The 19,443-nt window shown below is 73.2% G+C and carries 17 protein-coding genes and 1 pseudogene; 6 read left to right on the top strand and 12 right to left on the bottom strand.

Annotation, left to right across the window (positions count from 1 at the left end; translation table 11 throughout):
• Positions 1-114 precede the first annotated feature (114 nt).
• Positions 115-1,119, bottom strand: coding sequence for a type I glyceraldehyde-3-phosphate dehydrogenase (gap, locus tag H300_RS0114665; RefSeq protein ID WP_028428037.1), 1,005 nt, complete (start codon positions 1,117-1,119; stop codon positions 115-117).
• A 137-nt stretch (positions 1,120-1,256) separates the two neighbouring features.
• On the opposite strand from gap, the gene H300_RS0114660 reads away from it, so the two are divergent.
• The gene (locus H300_RS0114660; RefSeq protein ID WP_028428036.1) at positions 1,257-1,718 is read left to right on the top strand and encodes a MarR family transcriptional regulator; all 462 of its coding nucleotides are present in this window, start codon (positions 1,257-1,259) and stop codon (positions 1,716-1,718) included.
• Here the strand turns inward: H300_RS0114660 and H300_RS0114655 are convergent.
• The 3 genes and pseudogenes from H300_RS0114655 to H300_RS26940 form a co-directional block, all read right to left on the bottom strand.
• The gene (locus H300_RS0114655) at positions 1,715-1,918 is read right to left on the bottom strand and encodes a hypothetical protein (RefSeq protein ID WP_028428035.1); all 204 of its coding nucleotides are present in this window, start codon (positions 1,916-1,918) and stop codon (positions 1,715-1,717) included. The two genes, H300_RS0114660 and H300_RS0114655, sit on opposite strands and share 4 nt — an antisense overlap.
• Positions 1,919-2,649: 731 nt before the next feature.
• The gene (locus H300_RS26945) at positions 2,650-4,527 is read right to left on the bottom strand and encodes an acyl-CoA dehydrogenase family protein (RefSeq protein ID WP_486583844.1); all 1,878 of its coding nucleotides are present in this window, start codon (positions 4,525-4,527) and stop codon (positions 2,650-2,652) included.
• A 165-nt stretch (positions 4,528-4,692) separates the two neighbouring features.
• Positions 4,693-6,783 (bottom strand): annotated as a pseudogene (locus H300_RS26940) (AfsR/SARP family transcriptional regulator).
• Between the two features lie 205 nt (positions 6,784-6,988).
• Here H300_RS26940 and H300_RS0114640 point away from each other — a divergent pair.
• Both H300_RS0114640 and H300_RS0114635 read left to right on the top strand, forming a co-directional pair.
• On the top strand, positions 6,989-7,873 hold the full coding sequence (locus H300_RS0114640; protein WP_028428034.1) for an alpha/beta hydrolase: 885 nt from the start codon (positions 6,989-6,991) through the stop codon (positions 7,871-7,873).
• Between the two features lie 62 nt (positions 7,874-7,935).
• Positions 7,936-8,313, top strand: coding sequence for a hypothetical protein (locus tag H300_RS0114635; RefSeq protein ID WP_028428033.1), 378 nt, complete (start codon positions 7,936-7,938; stop codon positions 8,311-8,313).
• A gap of 106 nt (positions 8,314-8,419) precedes the next feature.
• On the opposite strand, the gene H300_RS0114630 is transcribed toward H300_RS0114635, so the two are convergent.
• The 6 genes from H300_RS0114630 to H300_RS0114605 form a co-directional block, all read right to left on the bottom strand.
• Positions 8,420-9,931: a DEAD/DEAH box helicase gene (locus H300_RS0114630; RefSeq protein ID WP_028428032.1), complete on the bottom strand. Its 1,512-nt coding sequence runs from the start codon at positions 9,929-9,931 to the stop codon at positions 8,420-8,422.
• 361 nt (positions 9,932-10,292) lie between these two features.
• A complete protein-coding gene (locus H300_RS0114625; RefSeq protein ID WP_028428031.1) occupies positions 10,293-10,496 on the bottom strand; it encodes a cold-shock protein in 204 nt (67 codons plus the stop codon).
• 389 nt (positions 10,497-10,885) lie between these two features.
• The gene (locus H300_RS0114620) at positions 10,886-11,176 is read right to left on the bottom strand and encodes a helix-turn-helix domain-containing protein (protein WP_106966844.1); all 291 of its coding nucleotides are present in this window, start codon (positions 11,174-11,176) and stop codon (positions 10,886-10,888) included.
• 736 nt (positions 11,177-11,912) lie between these two features.
• Positions 11,913-12,260, bottom strand: a complete 348-nt coding sequence (locus H300_RS0114615; RefSeq protein ID WP_028428029.1) for a hypothetical protein — start codon at positions 12,258-12,260, stop codon at positions 11,913-11,915.
• A 160-nt stretch (positions 12,261-12,420) separates the two neighbouring features.
• Complete coding sequence (locus H300_RS0114610) at positions 12,421-14,298, bottom strand: serine/threonine-protein kinase (RefSeq protein WP_028428028.1); 1,878 nt, start codon at positions 14,296-14,298, stop codon at positions 12,421-12,423.
• A gap of 231 nt (positions 14,299-14,529) precedes the next feature.
• A complete protein-coding gene (locus H300_RS0114605; protein WP_028428027.1) occupies positions 14,530-15,468 on the bottom strand; it encodes an oxidoreductase in 939 nt (312 codons plus the stop codon).
• 294 nt (positions 15,469-15,762) lie between these two features.
• Between H300_RS0114605 and H300_RS0114600 the strand changes: the two genes are divergently transcribed.
• Complete coding sequence (locus tag H300_RS0114600) at positions 15,763-16,539, top strand: peptidoglycan recognition protein family protein (protein WP_028428026.1); 777 nt, start codon at positions 15,763-15,765, stop codon at positions 16,537-16,539.
• A gap of 83 nt (positions 16,540-16,622) precedes the next feature.
• Here the strand turns inward: H300_RS0114600 and H300_RS0114595 are convergent, their stop codons facing one another.
• Complete coding sequence (locus tag H300_RS0114595) at positions 16,623-17,120, bottom strand: hypothetical protein (RefSeq protein WP_028428025.1); 498 nt, start codon at positions 17,118-17,120, stop codon at positions 16,623-16,625.
• Positions 17,121-17,566: 446 nt separating this feature from the next.
• Here H300_RS0114595 and H300_RS0114585 point away from each other — a divergent pair, with 446 nt between their 5' ends.
• Positions 17,567-18,076: an RDD family protein gene (locus H300_RS0114585; protein ID WP_078516001.1), complete on the top strand. Its 510-nt coding sequence runs from the start codon at positions 17,567-17,569 to the stop codon at positions 18,074-18,076.
• 84 nt (positions 18,077-18,160) lie between these two features.
• Here the strand turns inward: H300_RS0114585 and H300_RS0114580 are convergent, their stop codons facing one another.
• Complete coding sequence (locus tag H300_RS0114580; RefSeq protein WP_028428022.1) at positions 18,161-18,736, bottom strand: TerD family protein; 576 nt, start codon at positions 18,734-18,736, stop codon at positions 18,161-18,163.
• 237 nt (positions 18,737-18,973) lie between these two features.
• On the opposite strand from H300_RS0114580, the gene arfB reads away from it, so the two are divergent.
• Entirely contained in the window at positions 18,974-19,402 is a 429-nt protein-coding gene (gene arfB, locus H300_RS0114575; RefSeq protein ID WP_028428021.1) for an alternative ribosome rescue aminoacyl-tRNA hydrolase ArfB, read from the top strand.
• The last annotated feature ends 41 nt before the right edge of the window (positions 19,403-19,443 follow it).

The raw sequence follows: 19,443 nt of genomic DNA, 5'->3' as shown, positions 1-19,443 counted from the left end.
TCGTCGTGCATCCGGGCAGGTCGACGACTCGGTACCGTCGGGTGTGCTGTGCGCCGTCTTACGAGCGCGACCGTTGCTGACGTGCGGTGGTGCAGACGCCGGGTCGGCGAGGAGCTACAGAGACGCTCCGATGAGAAGCGCGAGATCGACGAGGCGGTTTGAGTACCCCCATTCGTTGTCGTACCAGCCGACGACCTTGACCTGCGGGCCGGACACCTGCGTGAGCCCGGCGTCGAAGACGCAGGAGGCTGGGTCGCCCACGATGTCGGTGCTGACCAACGGCGCTTCCACGGAGGACAGCAGGCCCTTGTAGGGCCCCGAGGCCGCCGCCGCGTATGCCTCCTTCACCTCCTCCACCGTGGTGGCGCGCCGGGTGACGACCGTGAGGTCGGTGACCGAGCCGGTGGGGACGGGCACCCGCAGCGCGGTGGCGTCCAACCGGCCGGCCAGCTCCGGCAGGACGAGGCCGATCGCTTTGGCGGCGCCGCTGGAGGTGGGAATGATGTTCAGTGCCGCCGCGCGGGCCCGGCGCAGGTCCTTGTGCGGGGCGTCCTGGAGGTTCTGGTCCTGCGTGTAGGCGTGGACGGTGGTCATCATGCCGGCGTCGATGCCGACGGCGTCGTGCAGCACCTTGGCGAGCACGGCGAGACAGTTGGTGGTGCAGGAGGCGTTGGAGACGATGGTGTGGCGCTCGGGGTCGTAGGCATCGTCGTTTACGCCCAGCACCACCGTGATGTCCTCACCGCTGGCCGGAGCGGCGATGATGACCTTCTTCGCTCCGCCCTCGACGTGCGAGCGTGCCTTCGCGGCGTCAGTGAAGACGCCGGTGGACTCGATCACGATGTCCACTCCGAGGCTGCCCCAGGGCACGTCGCTGGGGTCGCGCTCGGCGAGGACCTTGATCGTCCGGTCACCCACGCGAATCCCACCCGGCTCGGCGGTGACCTCCTCGGGGAAGCGCCCCAGAATCGAGTCGTAGGCGAGCAGGTGGGCCATCGTGGGCACGTCGCCCAGGTCGTTGACAGCGACGACCTCCAGCTCCGAAGACCGCGCGGCCGCCGCACGGAAGACGTTGCGGCCGATGCGCCCGAAGCCGTTGATGCCAATTTGCACAGTCATTGGGTGTTCCTCACCTAGCGCTCTACAAGTCTGGTGACGCGTCGTTGCGCCGAGGTGTGCGGCAAGCCGTGCGCCTGGACGCAACGCAGGCACGCGATCGATCAGTAGCTTATATAAGCCTGCGATACATTTCCAGGGTGACTTCTACTCAACGTGTTGACAACAACACCGACTTGGATGTCGGTGATCTCACCAGAGCGATCGAGAACTTCAATCGCTACTACATCCGGCTCCCCACGGTGCAGAAGCTGTCGTTCACGACGCTGTCCGTGCTGGACACACTGGCCGTAAGCGGCCCGAAACGGCTGACGGAGCTCGTGAAGACCGAACAGATCAGCCAGCCCGGACTCACCCAGCTGGTGACTCGGCTTGAGCGCGACGGTCTCGTGGAACGCCGTCCCGATCCGGCGGACGGACGCGCCGCACTCGTCCACATCACCGACAGCGGCCGACAGATCGGCCAGGCCCGGCACGAGGACCGGGGCCGTCATCTGGTCCCGCTGATAGCCCAGTTGACGCCGGCGCAGCGGCAGGCGATCGCCGCGGCTCTGCCGGCCCTGACCTGCCTGGCAGAACTCGGAGCCGGGGCCGAGCGCTAGGTGTGTTGACCTGGAGCGTTGTTCACGCGGCTGATCGGGGGCTTGCCTCCGAGTGCGGTGCGGTGGAACGGGTCGCCGTTCGGGGTGATCTCCTGCCAGATTTCGGTGAACCGTTGCCCAGCACCGTCGAGGTCGCCTGCGTGTTGCATCGATATGGCTTCCCCGATGCGCTTCATGGCCTTGTCGTCGGAGGTCGTCACGGTGGCCTCTCCGTCCCTCGTCGGTGATTGCGGGAAGCGTAGGAGTCGCCACGCGCCCGCTGCGGACCCTTCGTGCCTGTGTGCGCGCGGCTCAGCCGACGACGCGAGGGGCGGCGCCTTCGACTCCACCGCTCAGCGTGTCTGTCGAGGTCCGACGACGGGGCCGCGCCCCGTCGTGAGGACGGGCGTTGTCCCTGGGGTGACCAAGGGGTGGCCGGACGCCCTTGGAGGGTGCAGCACTGGGCAGCGGTGGAGGGCGCGGGGCATGCGCTCTGATCAGGAACGACGACACTTCGTGGGGGTGTGCGTCACGCGGCGGTACGACCGCTCGCGGTCTTGTCATGCGTAGGTCGTCGGCTCGAATCCGACAGGAGGCTCCGTCGGACCCCAGGTCACACCTCGTGTGATCTGGGGTTTCGTCGTTCACCGATACGTCGGCGGCGGTGTCGTGCGCGGGCGGCCGGTGCTCCCCTCGGGCGGGAGAGCGGACCGCATGCCGTATGCCCGTGCAAGAGGTCGGAGTCGACAGTGGTCCCGACCACGGACGGTCGAAGAGGAAGGGGCCGCCCGCGGGTGGCGCCGGCCTCGGGCACGCGACCACCTGACGTGGCCCTGCTCAGGCGCTCCGGTGCCCGGCCGGGTGCAGTGCGCAGTCCGCGGCGACCGGGTCGGCCGACGGAGGGGCCCGCCTCCGCCCGGGCGGGGAGTGACGAAGCGGTCCCGTGGCGTCCTCAGGCAGGGAGGAGCTGGGATGCGACGGGGGGCTCGGAGTGCAGGACGGGGTGGTCGAGGAGGACCTCGTCGGGGACGGCGAATCCCTCGACGAGCGTCAGGGCGTGCGGTTCCAGCGCGGCGACGGTGGCCTCGGTCTCGTCGGGCAGGTTGCGGACCTGAGCGGCGGTGAGCCGTCCGTCGGCGAGCAGGTCCCCGCTGTGGGCGCTCACCTGGCGCAGGGCGAAGAGCCGGTGCAGGGCGGTCAGATGCGCACGTGCGTCGGTGTCGGTGGCGCGGGTGGCCGCGGTCAGCATCGCTTCGGCCGCCTGCCGGTGGGCGTGGGCGTCGACCAGTTCGAGTGCCGGCGTCACGGCTGCGTTCCATCGACCGAGGGGGTTTCCGGAGGGCGCGGAGCGCAGTCGGGTGCGGGCCCTCCGGTACCAGAGCCGCTCCACGTCGGACAGCAGGCCCTGGAGGAAGTCGGGGTCCGTCAGGCCGTGTGTGCCGGGAGGCGTGTCGGAGGGCTCCGTGGGGGTGAAGTTTCCCAGCAGCATCTCGCCTGCGGACTTCACCCAGATGACAAGGTTGTCACCCTCGGCCGTGATGGTCCCCTCGTTGGCCGCGAGCTGGCCGGCTATCCCGTTCGCGAGGAACAGCCCCTGGGCGCCGCAGCGTTCGCGGCACTCGGTCATCACCTGGCGGGCCTTCCAGGTGATCCAGCCCTTGGCGACGGCCGCGAACCGCTCGCCGTCCTCCCGCGCGTCGGCGTGCGCGTCCGTGTCACCGTCACGGGTGGCGTGCGCCTGTGCCTCGGCATCGGTCCACCGCCGTACGGCGGTGCGGTGCAAGAGGGTGGCGGCGTACGTGGTGGCGACGGCGTCCAGCAGGGGCGCGTGGTGGCTGCGGTGCGCGAACAGCGGGACGCTGCCGCCGGCGGTGACCCCCGCGGTCTGCCGGGTGTGCGCGTGGCGCACGGCGACGGCCACGGCGTGCCGAGTGACGCCGAGGCTGTAGGCGCTCATGCAGAGCTTGCCGGTGGTGACCCGCCCTATGGAGTGCAGGAACCGCTTGCGGGCGCTGCCGATCGAGCTGGTGAAGCGGCCGTCCCGGGTCAAGCGTCCGTGGTCGGCCTGGAGCATGGCCTCGTAGGGCAGGAGGACGTGGTCGAAGGAGGTGAGGCAGTGGTCCACGGGGCTGGTGGAGGTCTGCTGGAGACGCCGCACCTCCACCCCGGCCACCGGGTCCCCGGCCGCGTCGTTGAGTGGGGTGAGGAAGAGGAAGACGCCCCGGTCCTTGCCGTCCGTCATCAGCCGGGCCGCGACCACGCCGGTCTTGGGGCCGCCCGTCGAACTGGTGTTGGGCATGAACTTGCGGGCGGTCGGCGTGGGCGTGTGCAGGATGAAACCACCGGTCGCCGGATCGTGCGTGGCCGTGGTCTCCAGTTGCGAGGCGCTGTTGCCGTGGCCGAGCTCGGTGCAGAGGAAGGTGCCGGTCCTTCTCAGTTCGGTGAACTCCCGGAGGTCGCGCACCGGTCCCGACGCGTGGTCGACGAGGCTGCCGAGGAAGAGGTTGTAGTGAATGCTCGCCACGGTGGCCATGCCCGCGTCCACCGGCCCGGCCCACTCGTGGAGGGCGGCGAGCCGCTCCACGTCGGTCACGAGGTCCTCGGGACTGTCGATCGCCTCGTTGACCAGGCGCAGCCGCTCGTAGGAGAGGGCGGCGCGCGCGTCCGGCCCCAGCCCCTCCCGGAAGCGGAACGCCGGAGTGCTGAACAGCGTGCGCCAGGGAGCGTGAAATTGCGCCAACCGGCCGTCGAAAAGCGCCTGTGCGAGTGCGGCGACCGCGGAAGCGTGCTGGTCAGAGGGCAGTGAGGAGGAGTTCACGTTTTCGAACACTAACTCATACGATCGATTCACCCAGGGTGATGATGGACACGGTTGAGGGGCGCCGAACCGAGGTATCTGCCCGCTTGCCCGGGCTTTCAACCGCGAGTTGCGCGGGACCGGTTGCGCTGCCCGCGTGCCCGCCGCGGACACCGGCGCGGCGGGCACACCGCGGGGTCAGCGGGGGCGCCGGCGGGCTTCCGTCAGGGCGTCGAGGTACCGGGCCACGGGGCCGGGGGAGAGCAGCCCACTGCCCGCTCCGGCGAGTTCGTCCGTGGCCGGGGTGAGTGCGACGTGGGCGCGCTCTCCCGTCCGCCGGTCGCCGACCGCGAGGGTGGCGTGGGCGACGAGGCACCACAGGGCCTCCTGCAGCAGGTCGGGTGGCGGGTCGGGGACGTCCCGCAGCGCTCCGGCGGCCTTCCGCCAGCAGGAGCAGCGGGCGTACCCAGGGCTCGTACGGGCCCCAGGCGCCGCTCCCGCCGTGTGGCGCACCGCCCGCCGCGGACGCCGTGGCGGCGCGCACCGCCAGGAGAAATGCTGCTTCCGGGGTGTCGGCGGGGGGACGTGGCGGAGGTGGAGGCTGAGAAGGGCGAGCGGCAGCAGCCCCTTCTCCAGGCCGGGCATCCCGGCGCCGTCCAACCGGGCCGCTGCGGCCCGGTATGCGGCCCCGGCTGCCTGCGTCGCGCCCGTTTCGGCGAGGCGCAGCGCCCGGAACCAGGCGGTGAACACGCCTACCAGCGGCAGTTCGTGACGTGCCGCCAGGAGGTCGGCGGCCGCCGCGTGCCGGTCGGCGCCGGTGAAGTCCGCGAGGGCGCCGCGCGCCTGCAGCCGTACGAGGTGGCCCAGCACCTCGCAGGTGACCAGTCCGTGCCGGCTGCCCAGCTCGACGAGTTCGGCTCCGACCCCGTCGCGCCGGGCGGCCAGGCCGGCACGGTGCACGGTCTGCATGAACACGCCGTTGAGGGCGAAGGCCAGCACGACGGGGTCGTCCAGGCCGCGGGCGAGCTCCGCCGCCTGCCGGGCCGCCTGCGGGCCGCGGGCGGAGCGGGTGCCGCGGGACTCCAGGGCGACGGTCGCCAGCAGCCGGGCCCGAGCGGCCGGGTGTGTCCCGGTCGGGAGCGTGGCGAGGGTGCGTTCGGCGGCGGCCACGATCCGGTCGGCCTGCTCCGGGTCGTCCGGGCGGGTCCAGAGCGCGGGGACGTCGTAGGCGCCGGTCACCCGGGCGGTGAATTCCGGGTCGCCCAGTTGCTCGGCCGCCGCGATGGCGGCCGTGCGGTGGTCGCGAGCCGCTCGGAGACCGCCGCCGCCCGTCACCGCGAGGTTGCGCAGCAGGCCTACCGCGGACTCCAGCCGGGCGCGTGCCCCGGAGGCCACGGTCCGGTCGTAGTCGGTGGCGGCCGCCGTCCACACCCGGGCCGCCCCGTCCGGTCCCGCCTCGCCGTCCGTTCCCGTCGCGGTGTCGCGGCGGACGGGTGCACCGAGCCCGCCTGCCGCGTCCGGGCGGGCTCGGTGGTCGAGGCTCCCCGCCTGAGCGAGGACGTCGGCCTCCAGACGCCGCAGCGCCGGTCCGGGATCGACGCCCAACTGGGCGGCGAGGAGCGCCCGGGCGCGGCGCAGCACCGCGAGGGCGTCACCCTGGCGCCCGGTGCGGTAGAGGGCGAGGGCCAGCAGCCGCCAGGCGTCCTCGCGCCAGGGGTGCTCGGTGACGTGCGCGTCGAGGTCCGGCACCGCCTCGGCCGCACGGCCCAGGGCGAGGCGTGCCTCGGCCTGCCGCTCCACGACGTGCAGCCGCAGCTCCGCCAACCGGGAGCGCTCGGCACGGGCCCACCGTGCGTCGGTGAACTCGGCATAGGCGGGCCCCCGCCATGAGTCCAGCGCCTCCCGCAGCCGGGCGAGCGCTTCCCACGGCGGCAGTTCCGCCGCCTCGGCGACGGCGTGCTCGAACCGCCAGGCGTCGACCGACTCCGGTGTGCCACGCAGGGCATACCCGGGGCCGTCGGTGACCAGCAGCCGGGCCGGGGCGCGCGGGGGACGCCGCGGCTCCAGCACGCGCCGCAGGGCGGACACGAAGGTGCGCACTACTCCGACCGCGCCGGGCGGCGGGTCGTCCCACAGGTCGTCGACCAGGCGGGCGACCGGCACGACCCGGAGCCGGGCGACGAGCAGGCGGGCCAGCACCGCGCGGTGCCGCGGGCCCCCGAGCGGTACGGGTTCCCCGGCGCCGTTCCGGGCGGTGACCGGGCCCAGCACCCCGAACACGACCTCCACCTGAGCCATTCCTTCCGCGGTGCCGTCCCGGCCACGCTAGCGCGTACTGACCGGATGCCCATCCGGGCACGGGAAGCTGGGGGCGTCCCGGCGTCCGGCCGCCGACCGCCCGAAGGGCGGTGCCCGGCCGGTGCGCCGCCGTCCGGAACAGGCCCTTCCGCCCCGACGTGCCGCCGGACACCCGGCCATTGAGAAAGGCGCGAGCATGCCCCCGAACCCCGCCATCCCCGGATTCGCCCAGCGACGGATCGCCGTCGCCGAGGGGGTGTCCCTGCACGCTGCCGTCGGCGGCTCGGGCAGTCCGCTCGTGCTGCTCCACGGTTTCCCGCAGACGCACCTGTGCTGGCGCCGTGTGGCGGTCGAGCTCGCGTTCGACCACACGGTGATCTGCCCGGACCTGCGCGGCTACGGCGCCAGCGACAAGCCCGCCGAGAGTGCCGAGGACACCTACGCCAAGCGCACCATGGCCGCGGACGTCGTCGCGCTGGCCCGGGCGCTCGGCCACGAGCGGTTCGCGCTGGTCGGGCACGACCGCGGCGCCCTCGTCGCGCTCCGCGCCGCACTCGACCACCCGGACGCCGTCGCGCACCTCGCCTCGCTGGACGTGCTGCCGACCTTGGACATGTGGGACGTGATGCACGGCACGAGCGCCGCTGTCGGCTTCCACCTGTACCTGATGGCCCAGCCGCACGGACTGCCCGAGCAGATGATCAGTGCTTCCGCGGACGCGTTCTTCGGCCACTTCCTGGACACGTGGGCGAAGGACCCGGGTGCGGTGCCCGAGGACGTCCGCACCGCGTACCTGGACGCCTCGCGGGCGGCTGTGCCGTCGATCGTCGCCGACTACCGCGCCTCCGCCGGGATCGACGTCGCCCACGACCGGGCCGACCTGGAGGCCGGGAACCGGCTCCGGATGCCGGTCTCCGTCGTGCAGCAGGGGTGGGGCGCGGCCCGCGGCTTCGACGCCTCCGAGAGGTGGAGGGCCTGGGCGGACGATCTGCGGCACCGCACCGTCGAATGGGGCCACTTCATGGCCGAGGAGACGCCGGACGAAGTCGTCCGCGAGATCCGGGCACTCGTCCGCCGCTGAGACGCGGCCTCGTGTCCGCGGACGGACCGTGTGTTCAGCTCGCCGTAGTAAGCTCCGGGTCCATGTCGACGCCCGATGAGCTGCTTGTGGACATCGCCATGCTGGTGGAGTCGGAACAGACGTACCGGATGGCCCTCACCGTGGCCGTGCACGGCGCGGTGGTGACGGGGAGGCTGGCGCCCGAGGCCGTGTGGCGGCAGCGGGTCGCGGAGGTGCTGGAGCCCTCCGAGGAGCTGCGTCCCTTCTCCGGCATCTTCGCCCCCTCCGGTACGGACGCCCCGCCGCGGCAGGGCCGTGAGCGCCCGGTGCACCTGCACTTCCACGTCGCCAAGATCCTCCAGGGGAGTCTGGGCATCCCGATGACCGGTGGCATGTACCGGGTCGCCATCGAGGACGTGAGCGCCTGGACGGTGGGGGACTTCAGCTACACCGACGGCTGAGTGCCGCCCACTGCCCCCGGCCCGATCCGCTGCCACACGAACGCCCCGAGGGGCGGTACCGGCCGAGCCGGTACCGCCCCTCGGGGCTGTGTCGGTGCGTCGCCGGTCAGGCGGCGCGTGAACCGGCGGGGCGGCCCGAGCCCTCGCGTCGGCCCGCCGCGGCGGGGGAGCGGCGGCCGCGGCCGGTGCGGCGGCCGCGGGAGGCCCCGGTGCCGCGCTTGGGCTGCTCGGTGGCCGGGCTGGAGATGGTCACCGGCACGCCCGAGGGCGCCTGGGCGCCGGTGATCCGGCTCAGCTCGGCGTCGCCGGAACGGACCTGGGTGGTCCGGGGGGTGATGCCGGCGGCAGCCATCAGCCGCGTCATCTCCCGGCGCTGGTTGGGCTGCACCAGGGTGATGACGCTGCCGGACTCGCCGGCGCGGGCGGTGCGGCCGCCGCGGTGCAGGTAGTCCTTGTGGTCGCTGGGCGGGTCGACGTTGACGACCAGGTCCAGGTTGTCGACGTGGATGCCGCGGGCTGCCACGTTGGTGGCGACGAGCACACTGACGTGGCCGTTCTTGAACTGGGTCAGCGTCCGGGTGCGCTGCGGCTGGGACTTGCCGCCGTGCAGGGCCGCCGCGCGGACACCGCTGGCCAGCAGGTCCCGGGTCAGCCGGTCCACGGCGTGCTTGGTGTCCAGGAACATGATCACCTTGCCCTCGCGGGCGGCGATCTCGGTCGTCGTCGCGTGCTTGTCGGCCGCGTGCACATGGAGCACGTGGTGCTCCATGGTGGTGACGGCGCCCGCCGAGGGGTCGACCGAGTGGACCACCGGGTCGGTGAGGAACCGCCTCACCAGCCGGTCCACGTTGCGGTCCAGGGTGGCGGAGAACAGCATCCGCTGGCCGTCGCCGCGCACCTGCTCCAGCAACTCGGTGACCTGCGGCATGAAGCCCATGTCGGTCATCTGGTCGGCCTCGTCGAGCACGGTGACCCGCACCTGGTCGAGGCGGCAGTCGCCGCGTCCGATCAGGTCCTTGAGGCGGCCCGGGGTGGCGACGACCAGTTCGGCTCCGCCGCGCAGCGCGCTGCTCTGTCGGCCGATGGACATGCCGCCCACCACGGTGGCCAGCCGCAGCCGCAGCGCCCTGGCGTACGGGGTCAGGGCGTCGGTCACCTGCTGGGCGAGCTCCCTGGTGGGAACGAGGACGAGTGCCAGCGGCTGCCGCGACTCGGCGCGCTCACCGGCGATGCGGGTCAGCAGGGACAGGCCGAAGGCCAGTGTCTTGCCGGAGCCGGTCCGTCCGCGGCCCAGCACGTCCCGGCCGGCGAGCGCGTTCGGCAGCGTCGCGGCCTGGATGGGGAAGGGGGCGGTGACGCCTTCGGCGGTGAGCGCGGTCAAGACGGCCGCTGGCATGTCGAGCTCGGCGAAGGACTCGACGGCGGGCAGCGCGGGTGTCGTGCTGACGGGCAGCGCGAACTCGCCCTGCATTGCCGGCGCCGGGCGCCGGGCGGGACGGCCGGCGGAACGTGCGGGGGCGCCGCCCTGCGGGCGGAAGCGCTCACCTCGGGGGGAGCTGCCGTACGAGCCGCCGCGGCTGCGTGAGGAGCGGTCGTTCGTGCGGGTGTTGCGGTTCATGCAGAACCTTTCCTCGATGCGGCGCGTATCGAGGAATTTCCGCGGCAATGACGGCGCGGGAAATCGCAGGAACGAGCCGTGGTGAAAAAGAGAACCGGGTCGTGCGGCACGGCCGCACGAGCGGGGAAAGCGTGATGCCAGCGTGGTTCGCCACGCCGGTGTCGCCGAAAGCGACCGGGGCGGACTGCTGCCGCCGGGCCACATCACGTTCATGTGGGGGTCCACCGACCGTCATTGGGCGGTGCCGCGCACTCGGACCGGAACCGTGAGCGGATCACGGCTTCAGCGATCGGTCCTGTAGGGAGGGAATGGCTCAGGGCCCGCACCCTTGAGTGCGGGCCCTGAGCTTTACGCCTCAGCGTCAGGCAGGAACGATGTTCTCGGCCTGCGGGCCCTTCTGGCCCTGTGTGACGTCGAAGTTCACCTTCTGGCCTTCGTGCAGCTCGCGGAAGCCCTGGGCGGCGATGTTCGAGTAGTGGGCGAAGACGTCAGCGCCGCCACCCTCCTGCTCGATGAAGCCGAAGCCCTTTTCCGCGTTGAACCACTTGACGGTGCCAGTTGCCATACAAATTCTCCTTCGAGGCGGGGCCGCACTGTGCGGTCCCATGCCGGGCTGCAGGCTGTGATTGCCCCATCCGATCTGCGCCGGAGAATACATAAGTACACCCGCGGTGATTAGGAAACCGCGGGAGCACTTGAAGTCTTTGGGAACCGCAACTGCAACTGAGAGCAACCGTAGCACGGGACGGCCGGCGGGCCCGGGGAACACGCAAGGAGCCCGGGTCACCCCGGAGCCCCGGTTTCTGCATCCGCGGGGACAGGTATTGGGGCACGTCGGCCGGTGAATTCTTCCGGGGAGCGACGGTCATTTTCTCCGGCGCGAGCCGTTGCGGGGGATCTCCCGCGTGGCCCTGAGCGGGTCGGCGCCGGGCCGGCGGACCGGCCCGCGGCGGTTCAGGAGTCCTGGTCGACGGACTCCTGGTCGGCCAGGTCCGCGGGCCGGCGCAGCTTCTCGTTGATGCGGAGCGCCTCGTCGAGCTGGTCCTCCAGGATGACGATCCGGCAGGCGGCGTCCACCGGGGTGCCCTGGTCCACCAGCTCGCGGGCGCGGGCGGCGACCCGCAACTGGTAGCGGGAGTATCGACGGTGGCCGCCCTCGGAGCGCAGCGGGGTGATCAACCGGGCCTCGCCCACTGCCCGGAGGAAGGCGGGTGTGGTGCCGATCATCTCCGCGGCGCGGCCCATGGTGTAGGCGGGATAGTCGTCGTCGTCAAAACGGTCCGCGGTGTTCTGTCTGGTGTCTGCGGGCACTTGCACCTCTTCGGGAACGCGTCGAGGGGCTCCGGTGCCGTACGGCACCGGAGCCCCGAGGGGATCAACACCATCTACCGGCCGACTGCGCCGGTCCTCTGTCTCCGTACGGCCGCCCGGGAGGGCGAGGCGTGCGGGTTTCGTGGATGCGAGACCGGGAACCACCTTCCGTTCCGGGGCCTGTCGGTGTCCGAGCGGTCGAGACGGCCGCTCAGCTCCTGCTGATGGCGTCGGCTCCTTCCTCGATCAGAAACGGGGAACTGCGGTCGTGCGGATCTGTTGCGGTGGCTCCTGGAGCCACCCGGCCCGGCGCCCGGCGGTGAAGCCCTCGTGATCCTCCGGCCCCACCGCCGTGCAGCCGTTCCGAAACCTGCCTGCGGGCAGTTCGTCTCTGCCGCGCCGTACTGACTTCCTTGGCTACGGGAGAAACTCTAACCACATCGAAGGTGGATGTCTACTCTCGCTGGTGCAGGTTTTTGGTGCGGCGGGTCGCCGGAACCGAACCCGCCCACGTCGCTCCCCTCGCTCCGCGTGCCGCGCTCCGTCGCCCGCGCGGGCGACGGGTGGCCTTCGTCACCCGGCGTTGCGGCGGGCCGCCGCAACCGGGCCGCGGCTGCTCAGCCGCGCTCCGGCGGCTCGTCCAGAACGCCCAGGCCGACCAGCACCCGGGTCAGCGCCCCACCGGCCATGCCGGTGGACACCGCGAAGCGAAGGTGGCTAGTGGCCGGGTGAACCAGTTCACGCGGTGGGCGGTCGACGCACGCTGGGCCCGGTGCAGTTGCCGGACGGCGATCGCCAGGGACCGGAGCACCCGCTCGTCCACGCCGAGCGCGCTCAGCTCGCCCGACGCCGCGACGAGCGTGCGGGCGTGATCCGCCAGGACGTCCGCCCGGCGGAGGCCGCCCGGTGGGTCGAAGGCGGCCAGCGCCTCGTGGACGGCCAGGATGGCGCCCGCCGGGTCCGCCGGGTCCGCGTGGTCGGCGGGGACCCGGCGGACCGGTTCGTTCGGATTGCTCACGGCGGGCTCCTGGAGAGGGCCCCGGCGCGGCCCGCCCGGGGGCCGGCCCGCACCGGGCGGCGGACTGTCCGGCGATCCTCCGGCGCGGGCGCCGCCCGGTGCTGCCTCTGTTCGGTGCGTCCCGCCACGACCAGAGTCGTCCGTGCCGCGGTGCGCCCGATCAGTCCACCTTGGTGTAGGTGAGCGGGGTGCCGCCGCTGCCCACCAGCTCCCGCACCAGGGTGCTTTCGCCCGAAAGAGTGAGCCGGCTCCACTCCCCGGGAGAGCAGGTGGCTGGGTCGCCGCGCGAGACTGCGGACTCGCTCAGCTCCAGAGGCGGACCCGCCTCGCGCAGCGTCGCCGTCCAGGCGCAGTCATGGTCGGGCCCCTGACCCGCCAGGGCCATCACCTGCTCGCCCGGCGCCCCTTCGGACAGGGTGAGCACCCGGACACTCGTGCCCTGCGCAGTCGGGAAGGAGGCCCGCCAGGTGCCCAGGAACGCCTCGGGCACGCCGGTGTCGTCCGCCGCGTCGTCGCTGTCGTCGGGGCCGTCTCCGGCGTCCGGATCGTCGCTGCCGGACGGGTCGGTGCTCTCGGAACCGCCGGCGGCCGGTTCGCCCGTACGATCCGGGCCGCCGCCCTCCGGATCGCCCCCCGGGGGGCCCGCCTCGTCGTCCTCGGCGCCGGCGCCGGTGGTTACCCCGGTCGCCGTCGTGCCGTCGTCCGCGCTCATTACCGTGTAGACGGTGCCGCCCGCGGCCAGCGCGACGATCAGTGCCGCGGCGCCCAGCGCCAGCGCCGTCCGGCGCCCGTCGCTGCGGCGCGCGGGCGGCGGTTCCGCTTCGTGCGGCGGCCGGGGGACGAAGGGCGCGGTGGGCGCGGTGTACGCGTACCCCGGGACGGGGAACGACGCGGCCGGCGGGCCGAAGCCGGGCGGCGCCTGCGGAGCCGCCGGTCCCGACGCCGGACCGGGGCCGCCCGCGGCCCCGGCCGCGGCCCCGGCCGCGGGGCCCGCGGCGGTCCCGCCTGCGGACGGCACCGCCGTGCCCGCGTCCGGTCCGGCCGAACCCGCGGCCGTCTCGGCCGCCTTTCCGCCGTCGGCCGCTGCCGGGCCGGCCGGCTCCCGAGCGGGGTCCGGCGGCGGCGCGGCGTGCTCGCGGTCCAGCAGCTCCACGGCGTGCCGCCCGAGCTGGGCCACCAGCGCGGCGGGCAGCCACGGCTCGGACTCCGGAGCCGGGGCGTCCGGACCGGTCAGCCTCTCCAGCACTCCGTCCGGCTCCGGCCGCTGGGCCGGGTCCTTCTGGAGGCACCCCCGGACGAGCCCCTCCAGGCTCTCCGGCAACCCGTCGAGATCGGGCTCCTGCTCGGCGATCCGGAACATCAGCCCGTGTGCGCCCTGGTCGGCACCGCCGAACGGGAAGCGGCCGGTCGCCGCGTGCGCGAGCACCAGGCCGAGGCCGAACAGGTCGCAGGCCGGGGTGACCGGGCCGCCGCGGACCTGCTCGGGAGCCATGAACCCCGGCGACCCGACGAGCGCCCCCGGGCGGGTCAGTCCGCCGCCCTCGGCGACGGTGTCCCAGGCGCGGGCGATCCCGAAGTCGATCACCCGCGGGCCGTCCAGGGTGATCAGCACGTTCGACGGCTTGAGGTCGCGGTGCACCAGACCGGCCGTGTGGATGTCCCGCAGGGCGCGGGCGAGGCCCGCCGCCAGCACTCGGACCGAACGCTCGGGGAGCGGACCGTGCTCCCCGACTACCTGGCGCAGGCTGGGCCCGGCGAGATACCCGGTGGCCACCCACGGGACGGCCGCACCGGTGTCCGCGTCCAGGACCGGCGTCGTCCAGGTCGCCGCGACGCGCCGGGCGGCGTCCACCTCCTGCTGGAACCGGGCCCGGAACTCGGGCTGCTCGGCCAGCTCCCGCCGCACCAGCTTGACGGCGACCGTCCGGCCGCGGTCGGACCGGGCCAGGAACACCTGGCCCATACCGCCCGCTCCCAGCCGTGCCAGCAACCGGTACGCACCGATCTCCTGCGGATCCCCGGGATTCAACGGCTCCATGGACGGGTTTCCTCCCCCCTGCCGGACACGTTCGACGCGGTGAGGATATGCGGCCCACCGGTGCGGCCGGGGCGTCCCGGCGGAAGTCGTCAGGACACGGTCTCGCCGCCTACTCGGGGGACGTACGAACCCCCGCTCCGGTTCCCTTTCCCGCGCCCTCCGGGCGGGCCGCGGGAGCGGCCTGCCCGGAGGGCGCGGAACCGGCGGCCGACGCACGCGCGGGCGGTGCCGTCAGCGGCGGACGGCGAAGTCCGGCTCGACTCCGGTGAGCCGGACGGACTCCGCCCACAGCTCCTCGGCCACCCGCGGGTCGTCCACGCGGGCGGAGCGCCGGGCCGGCCGCGGTGAGCCGCGGGTCTCCAGCAGCGCTCCGGGGCCGAAGTAGTCGCCCGGTGCCGCGTCCGGGTCCGTGGCGGCACGCAGGACGGGCAGTGCTCCGGCTGTCGCCGGCTGGGTGTACAGACGGGTCAGGCGCTCCATCCGGGCCGCCCAGACACGCCCCGACATCTGCGGACCGGCCTGCCCGAGGTTGGTGGAGCTCAGCCCCGGATGGGCGGCGAGCGCCGACACCGGACGCCCGGCCCGCTGAGCCCGCCGGTTCAACTCCTCGGTGAACAGCAGGTTCGCCAGCTTGGACTGCCCGTAGGCGGACCACTTGCCGTAGCTGCGGTCGCCGTTGAGGTTGTCGAAGTCGATCCGGCCGTAGCGGTGGGCCAGCGAGGAGACCGACACCACCCGCGAGGGCCGCACGGCGCCGAGCACCGGCATCAGCAGGCCGGTCAGGGCGAAGTGGCCCAGGTGGTTGGTGCCGAACTGCATCTCGAAACCGTCCCGGGTGCGCCGGGACGGCAGCGCCATGACCCCGGCGTTGTTGATCAGCAGGTCCAGCCGCCCCTCCACCGCCGCGGTGATCTCCTCCGCGGCCTCGCGCACCGAGGTGAGGTCGGCGAGATCGAGGCGGATGAGCTGCACCTCCGCCTGCGGCGCCGCGCCGCGCACGCTCTCCGCGGCCTGCTCGCCGCGGGTGCGGTCGCGGCAGGCCAGGAGTGTGCACGCCCCCGCGCCGGCGAGTGCGGTGGCGGTGGTGAGGCCGATCCCGCTGTTGGCTCCGGTCACCACGGCGGTGGTGCCGTGAAGGTCCGGGATGTCCTGGGCGGTCCAGCTTGGCATGGTGGCGGCTCCGGACTTCGTGGGTGCTGTCTTTCGGGTGGCTGCCAGGGGCGGCCCGGCCCCGGGTACCCCCGTCTCCTCCCCGCACTGCCGACTTCGAATCCCCACGTCAGTGCACTCCCTCGGGCGGTGGCGGGGCAACCCGCCGCCCGGATGGCGAGGGCGGGGCCCGCGTCCCCTGCCGCGGGCCGCCCGCGGGCAGTACGGGCCGTGGCCCCTCACTCGAACGGCCCCCTCACTCGAACGGCCCCCACCCCCTGTCCGCCGGAGCGACTCGGCCGCAGGGTGGTTCCCATGTGGTCCCGGCGAGTCGTCCTGGGCGCGGCCGCACTGCCGCTGGCCCTGCTGGTGGCCGGGGAGGACCCCGGCCCGGCCAGCGAGCCGCGCCCGGGTGCCGAGCGCCCCGCCGTCCGGGAACCGGCCGCCGCGCCCCGGCCGGAGATCGTCGGCCGAGCGGAGTGGCGGGCCGACGAGAGCCTGGTCCGCGAGCCGGCCACCTACACCGGACGGCCGCGAGCGGTCTTCGTCCACCAAACCTCCCACCCGAACGACTACGCGTGCGCAGACGTTCCGGCGCTGCTGCGGGCCGTCCACCACGACCACGTCGAGCACCGTGGGTGGGACGACCTGGGCTACAACTTCCTGGTGGACCGGTGCGGAACCGTCTACGAGGGTCGGGCGGGCGGCGTCGCACGGCCCGTCCGCGGCGCGCACATCAAGGGCTTCAATGCGGACAGCACCGGAATCGGCGCCATCGGGAGCTTCGGCTCCGGCAGCCGCGTCCCGCAGGCGATGCTGGACGCCGTCGCCGCGCTCGCCGCCTGGAAGCTGCGCCCCGGCACCGACCCCGACGGGCAGGTGCGCCTGGTTTCCACCCACGACGCGAGCCGCTACCCGAAGGGCACCGCCGTCTCGCTGCCCGCCGTCTCCGGCCATCGGGACGGCTTCCACACCCGCTGCCCCGGTGAGGAGCTGTACCGGCGGCTGCCCGAGATCCGCGCCGCCGCGTCCGCCCTGCGGAGCACCGCGACGACGGCCGCCGAACGCGAGGAGGGCCCGGGACGCGGGTGACGCGGCCGCCCGGGCCCGTACGTCCTCCTACGGCCTCGTACCCGTTCGAGCGTCGGCCGACGGCTCGTTCCCGCGGCCGGCGCTCACACGCGGGGGAAGCGGGCCAGCAGCGACCACACGGCCGGGTTGTTGTCCAGGCCCTCGTGCGTGTCGGTGAGGTCGGCGACCAGGTCGTGCAGGAAGTCCCGGGACTCCCGGCGTAGTGAGGCGTGGTCGAGGTTGAGCGGCGGCTCGTCGGCGGGCTGCCAGTCGGCGGAGACCTCGACCCAGCCGAAGCGCCGGTGGAAGAGCATCCGGTCCGAGGACTCGGTGAAGTCCAGTTCCGCGCGTTGCGGAGTCGAGGCCCGTGTCCCGAGCGGATCCCGGTCCACCTGCTCGACCACGTCGCACAGCGCCCATGCGAAGTCCAGGACGGGCACCCAGCCCCAGGCGGTGCTCAGTTCCCGGTCCGCCTGCTCGTCCAGCAGGTAGACGTCTCCGCAGAACAGGTCGTGCCGCAGGGCATGCACGTCCGCCGTGCGGTAGTCCGTCTGTGGGGAGTCCGGGAAGCGGCGGGAGAGCGAGTAGCCGAGGTCGATCACGGACCCGATGGTGTCACGGCTCCTCCACCGCTGTCGGCGCCCGTCGCAGTGGCCCCCCTCCGTCGCAGTGGGTACGTCCGGCGTCCGTCGGGGCGGGCCCGGCCCGCCCGCCCCGCCCGCCCTGGCAGTCCGGGCATTCACCGGACGGAGCCGGTCCCGTGCTGCTAGCTTCCGGGTCTTTTCGCTCACCGGTCGGAAGCCCGGCGAGTGGCCCCGGCTCCCGCCCCGGACCGTTCAGCCCCACACCGGCGGGTCGGGCACGGGTGCCGGGAAGGTGGGGATGGGGCGTGTGTCACGGGAAATCGGCCGGGCTCTGGCGGCGTTTCGGCGCCCGCTTCGTCGCCTGCAACCCGGCACTGCTGCCGACGGTGCCGCTCGCGTCGGTCCCGTTCCGGAAGACCGCACCTGCGTGACGGGCGCGGGCGACCGCCCGGGCGGGAGCGAGCATGGACCGGTTGCAGCACGTGGCCGCCGACGCGGCCACTCAGGCGAGTACCGCCGCCGGAGCCGTGTTCCTGCTGCGCTTCGGGCTCGCGATGCTGCTGATGGCGCTCTACGACTATGTGGCGACCCTGCTCTCCGGCCGCACGCTGGGCAAGAAGCTGTTCGGGCTCGCCGTGGTGAAACGGGACGGCTCCGGTCGGACGGGGCCGCCCCGGGCCCTCACGCGCTGCCTGCTGATCTGTTTCGTCCCGCCGGCGGCGTACTGCGTGATCCTCGGCTCCACACTGATCCGGATGCCGGAGGCTCCGGAGGTCCTGTACGCCCGGGTCGCGCTGGTCGTCTGGTGGGGCGGGACGCTGCCGGCCCTGCCGCCGGACCTCGCGCGACCTGGTGTCGGACACCCGGGCGTGTCCACCCGCCGCCCCGGGTGTCCGCGGGTGGACACGCCCCGGCGCACGACGCGGGGCCCACGGCGCTGCCTTCGCGGTGCCGTGGGCCCCGGTGGCGAGTAGGAGAAGCGTCCCCGACGTCCGGCCCGCAGGCCCGCCGGCACGGACGGCTTGGGCCGAGCCGGCGGTGGGACGGCTACGGAAGTGTCAGACGCTGACGCCGAAGTCCTGCGCGATGCCGACCAGACCGGAGGCGTAGCCCTGGCCCACGGCGCGGAACTTCCACTCGGCGCCGTTGCGGTACATCTCGCCGAAGACCATCGCCGTCTCGGTGGCCGCGTCCTCGCTCAGGTCGTAGCGCGCGATCTCCGTCTGATCGGCCTGGTTGATGATGCGGATGAAGGCGTTCCGCACCTGACCGAAGTTCTGGCTCCGCGATTCGGCGTCGTAGATGGAGACCGGGAAGACGATCTTGTCGACGTCGGCGGGGAGGGTCGCGAGGTTGATCTTGATCTGCTCGTCGTCGCCCTCGCCCTCACCGGTCACGTTGTCGCCGGTGTGCTCGATGGCCTGCTCGGGGGAGACCTTGTTGTTGAAGAAGATGAAGTGCTTGTCGGAGAAGACCTGGCCCCCGGGGTTGACCGCGATGGCACTGGCATCCAGGTCGAAGTCGGTGCCGGTGGTGGTGCGGACGTCCCAGCCGAGGCCGACCGTGACGGCGTTGAGACCCGGCGCCTCCTTGGTGAGAGATACGTTGCCGCCCTTGGACAGGCTCACAGCCATGGGAGTTGTCCCTTTCCTCGTGGATACCGCTGGTGGATCCGTGCGTCGATGGCGCTTGCTTCCGACGACGGTACAGTCACCTCTCCCAACGCGGAGCGGGTACGAGCTGGTTCCTTGCGCGCCGGATCTCCTCGGGAAACTTCACCGGACCGCGTTGCATCCGGCCGCCGGGGGGCGCACGGAATCCCGCACCGAAAACGGAGTGCACCCGGGTGCCCGGGCGGGGACGATGGAAGCATGTCCGGTCCTCCTCGCATCCGCGGTTCCGTCGTCCTGCCGGCGGCCGAGCTGAACTGGCGTTTCTCCCGGTCGTCCGGGCCGGGCGGGCAGCACGTCAACACCAGCGACACCCAGGTGGAACTCCTCTTCGACCTCGCCCGCACCGAGTGCCTGCCACCGGTGTGGAAGGAGCGGGCACTGGAGCGACTGGCGGACAGGCTGGTCGACGGCGTGCTGACCGTCCGAGGCGACGAGCACCGCTCGCAGTGGCGCAACCGGGAGGCCGCGGCCGCCCGGATGGCTGCCCTGCTCGCCGAGGCCACGGCGCCGCCGCCCCCGCCGCGGAGGGCCCGGAAGACCCCCAGGGGCGTGAAGGAGCGTCGGTTGCGCGGCAAGCGCCACCGCAGCGAGCTGAAACGCGGCCGTTCCGGCCGCGACTGGGACTGACGTTCCGGCCGCGACTGGGACTGACGTTCCGGCCGCGACGG

Source organism: Streptomyces sp. TAA040 (assembly GCF_000424845.1).
This window is presented reverse-complemented; position numbering and strand designations above follow the sequence as displayed.

Excerpts from the sequence above, each read along its gene's own strand:
- gap (WP_028428037.1), bottom strand. The coding sequence starts at position 1,119 with ATGACTGTGCAAATTGGCATCAACGGCTTCGGGCGCATCGGCCGCAAC.
- H300_RS0114640 (WP_028428034.1), top strand. The coding sequence starts at position 6,989 with ATGCCCCCGAACCCCGCCATCCCCGGATTCGCCCAGCGACGGATCGCC.
- H300_RS0114635 (WP_028428033.1), top strand. The coding sequence starts at position 7,936 with ATGTCGACGCCCGATGAGCTGCTTGTGGACATCGCCATGCTGGTGGAG.
- H300_RS0114630 (WP_028428032.1), bottom strand. The coding sequence starts at position 9,931 with ATGAACCGCAACACCCGCACGAACGACCGCTCCTCACGCAGCCGCGGC.
- H300_RS0114625 (WP_028428031.1), bottom strand. The coding sequence starts at position 10,496 with ATGGCAACTGGCACCGTCAAGTGGTTCAACGCGGAAAAGGGCTTCGGC.
- H300_RS0114620 (WP_106966844.1), bottom strand. The coding sequence starts at position 11,176 with ATGGGCCGCGCCGCGGAGATGATCGGCACCACACCCGCCTTCCTCCGG.
- H300_RS0114610 (WP_028428028.1), bottom strand. The coding sequence starts at position 14,298 with ATGGAGCCGTTGAATCCCGGGGATCCGCAGGAGATCGGTGCGTACCGG.
- H300_RS0114605 (WP_028428027.1), bottom strand. The coding sequence starts at position 15,468 with ATGCCAAGCTGGACCGCCCAGGACATCCCGGACCTTCACGGCACCACC.
- H300_RS0114600 (WP_028428026.1), top strand. The coding sequence starts at position 15,763 with ATGTGGTCCCGGCGAGTCGTCCTGGGCGCGGCCGCACTGCCGCTGGCC.
- H300_RS0114585 (WP_078516001.1), top strand. The coding sequence starts at position 17,567 with ATGGACCGGTTGCAGCACGTGGCCGCCGACGCGGCCACTCAGGCGAGT.
- H300_RS0114580 (WP_028428022.1), bottom strand. The coding sequence starts at position 18,736 with ATGGCTGTGAGCCTGTCCAAGGGCGGCAACGTATCTCTCACCAAGGAG.
- arfB (WP_028428021.1), top strand. The coding sequence starts at position 18,974 with ATGTCCGGTCCTCCTCGCATCCGCGGTTCCGTCGTCCTGCCGGCGGCC.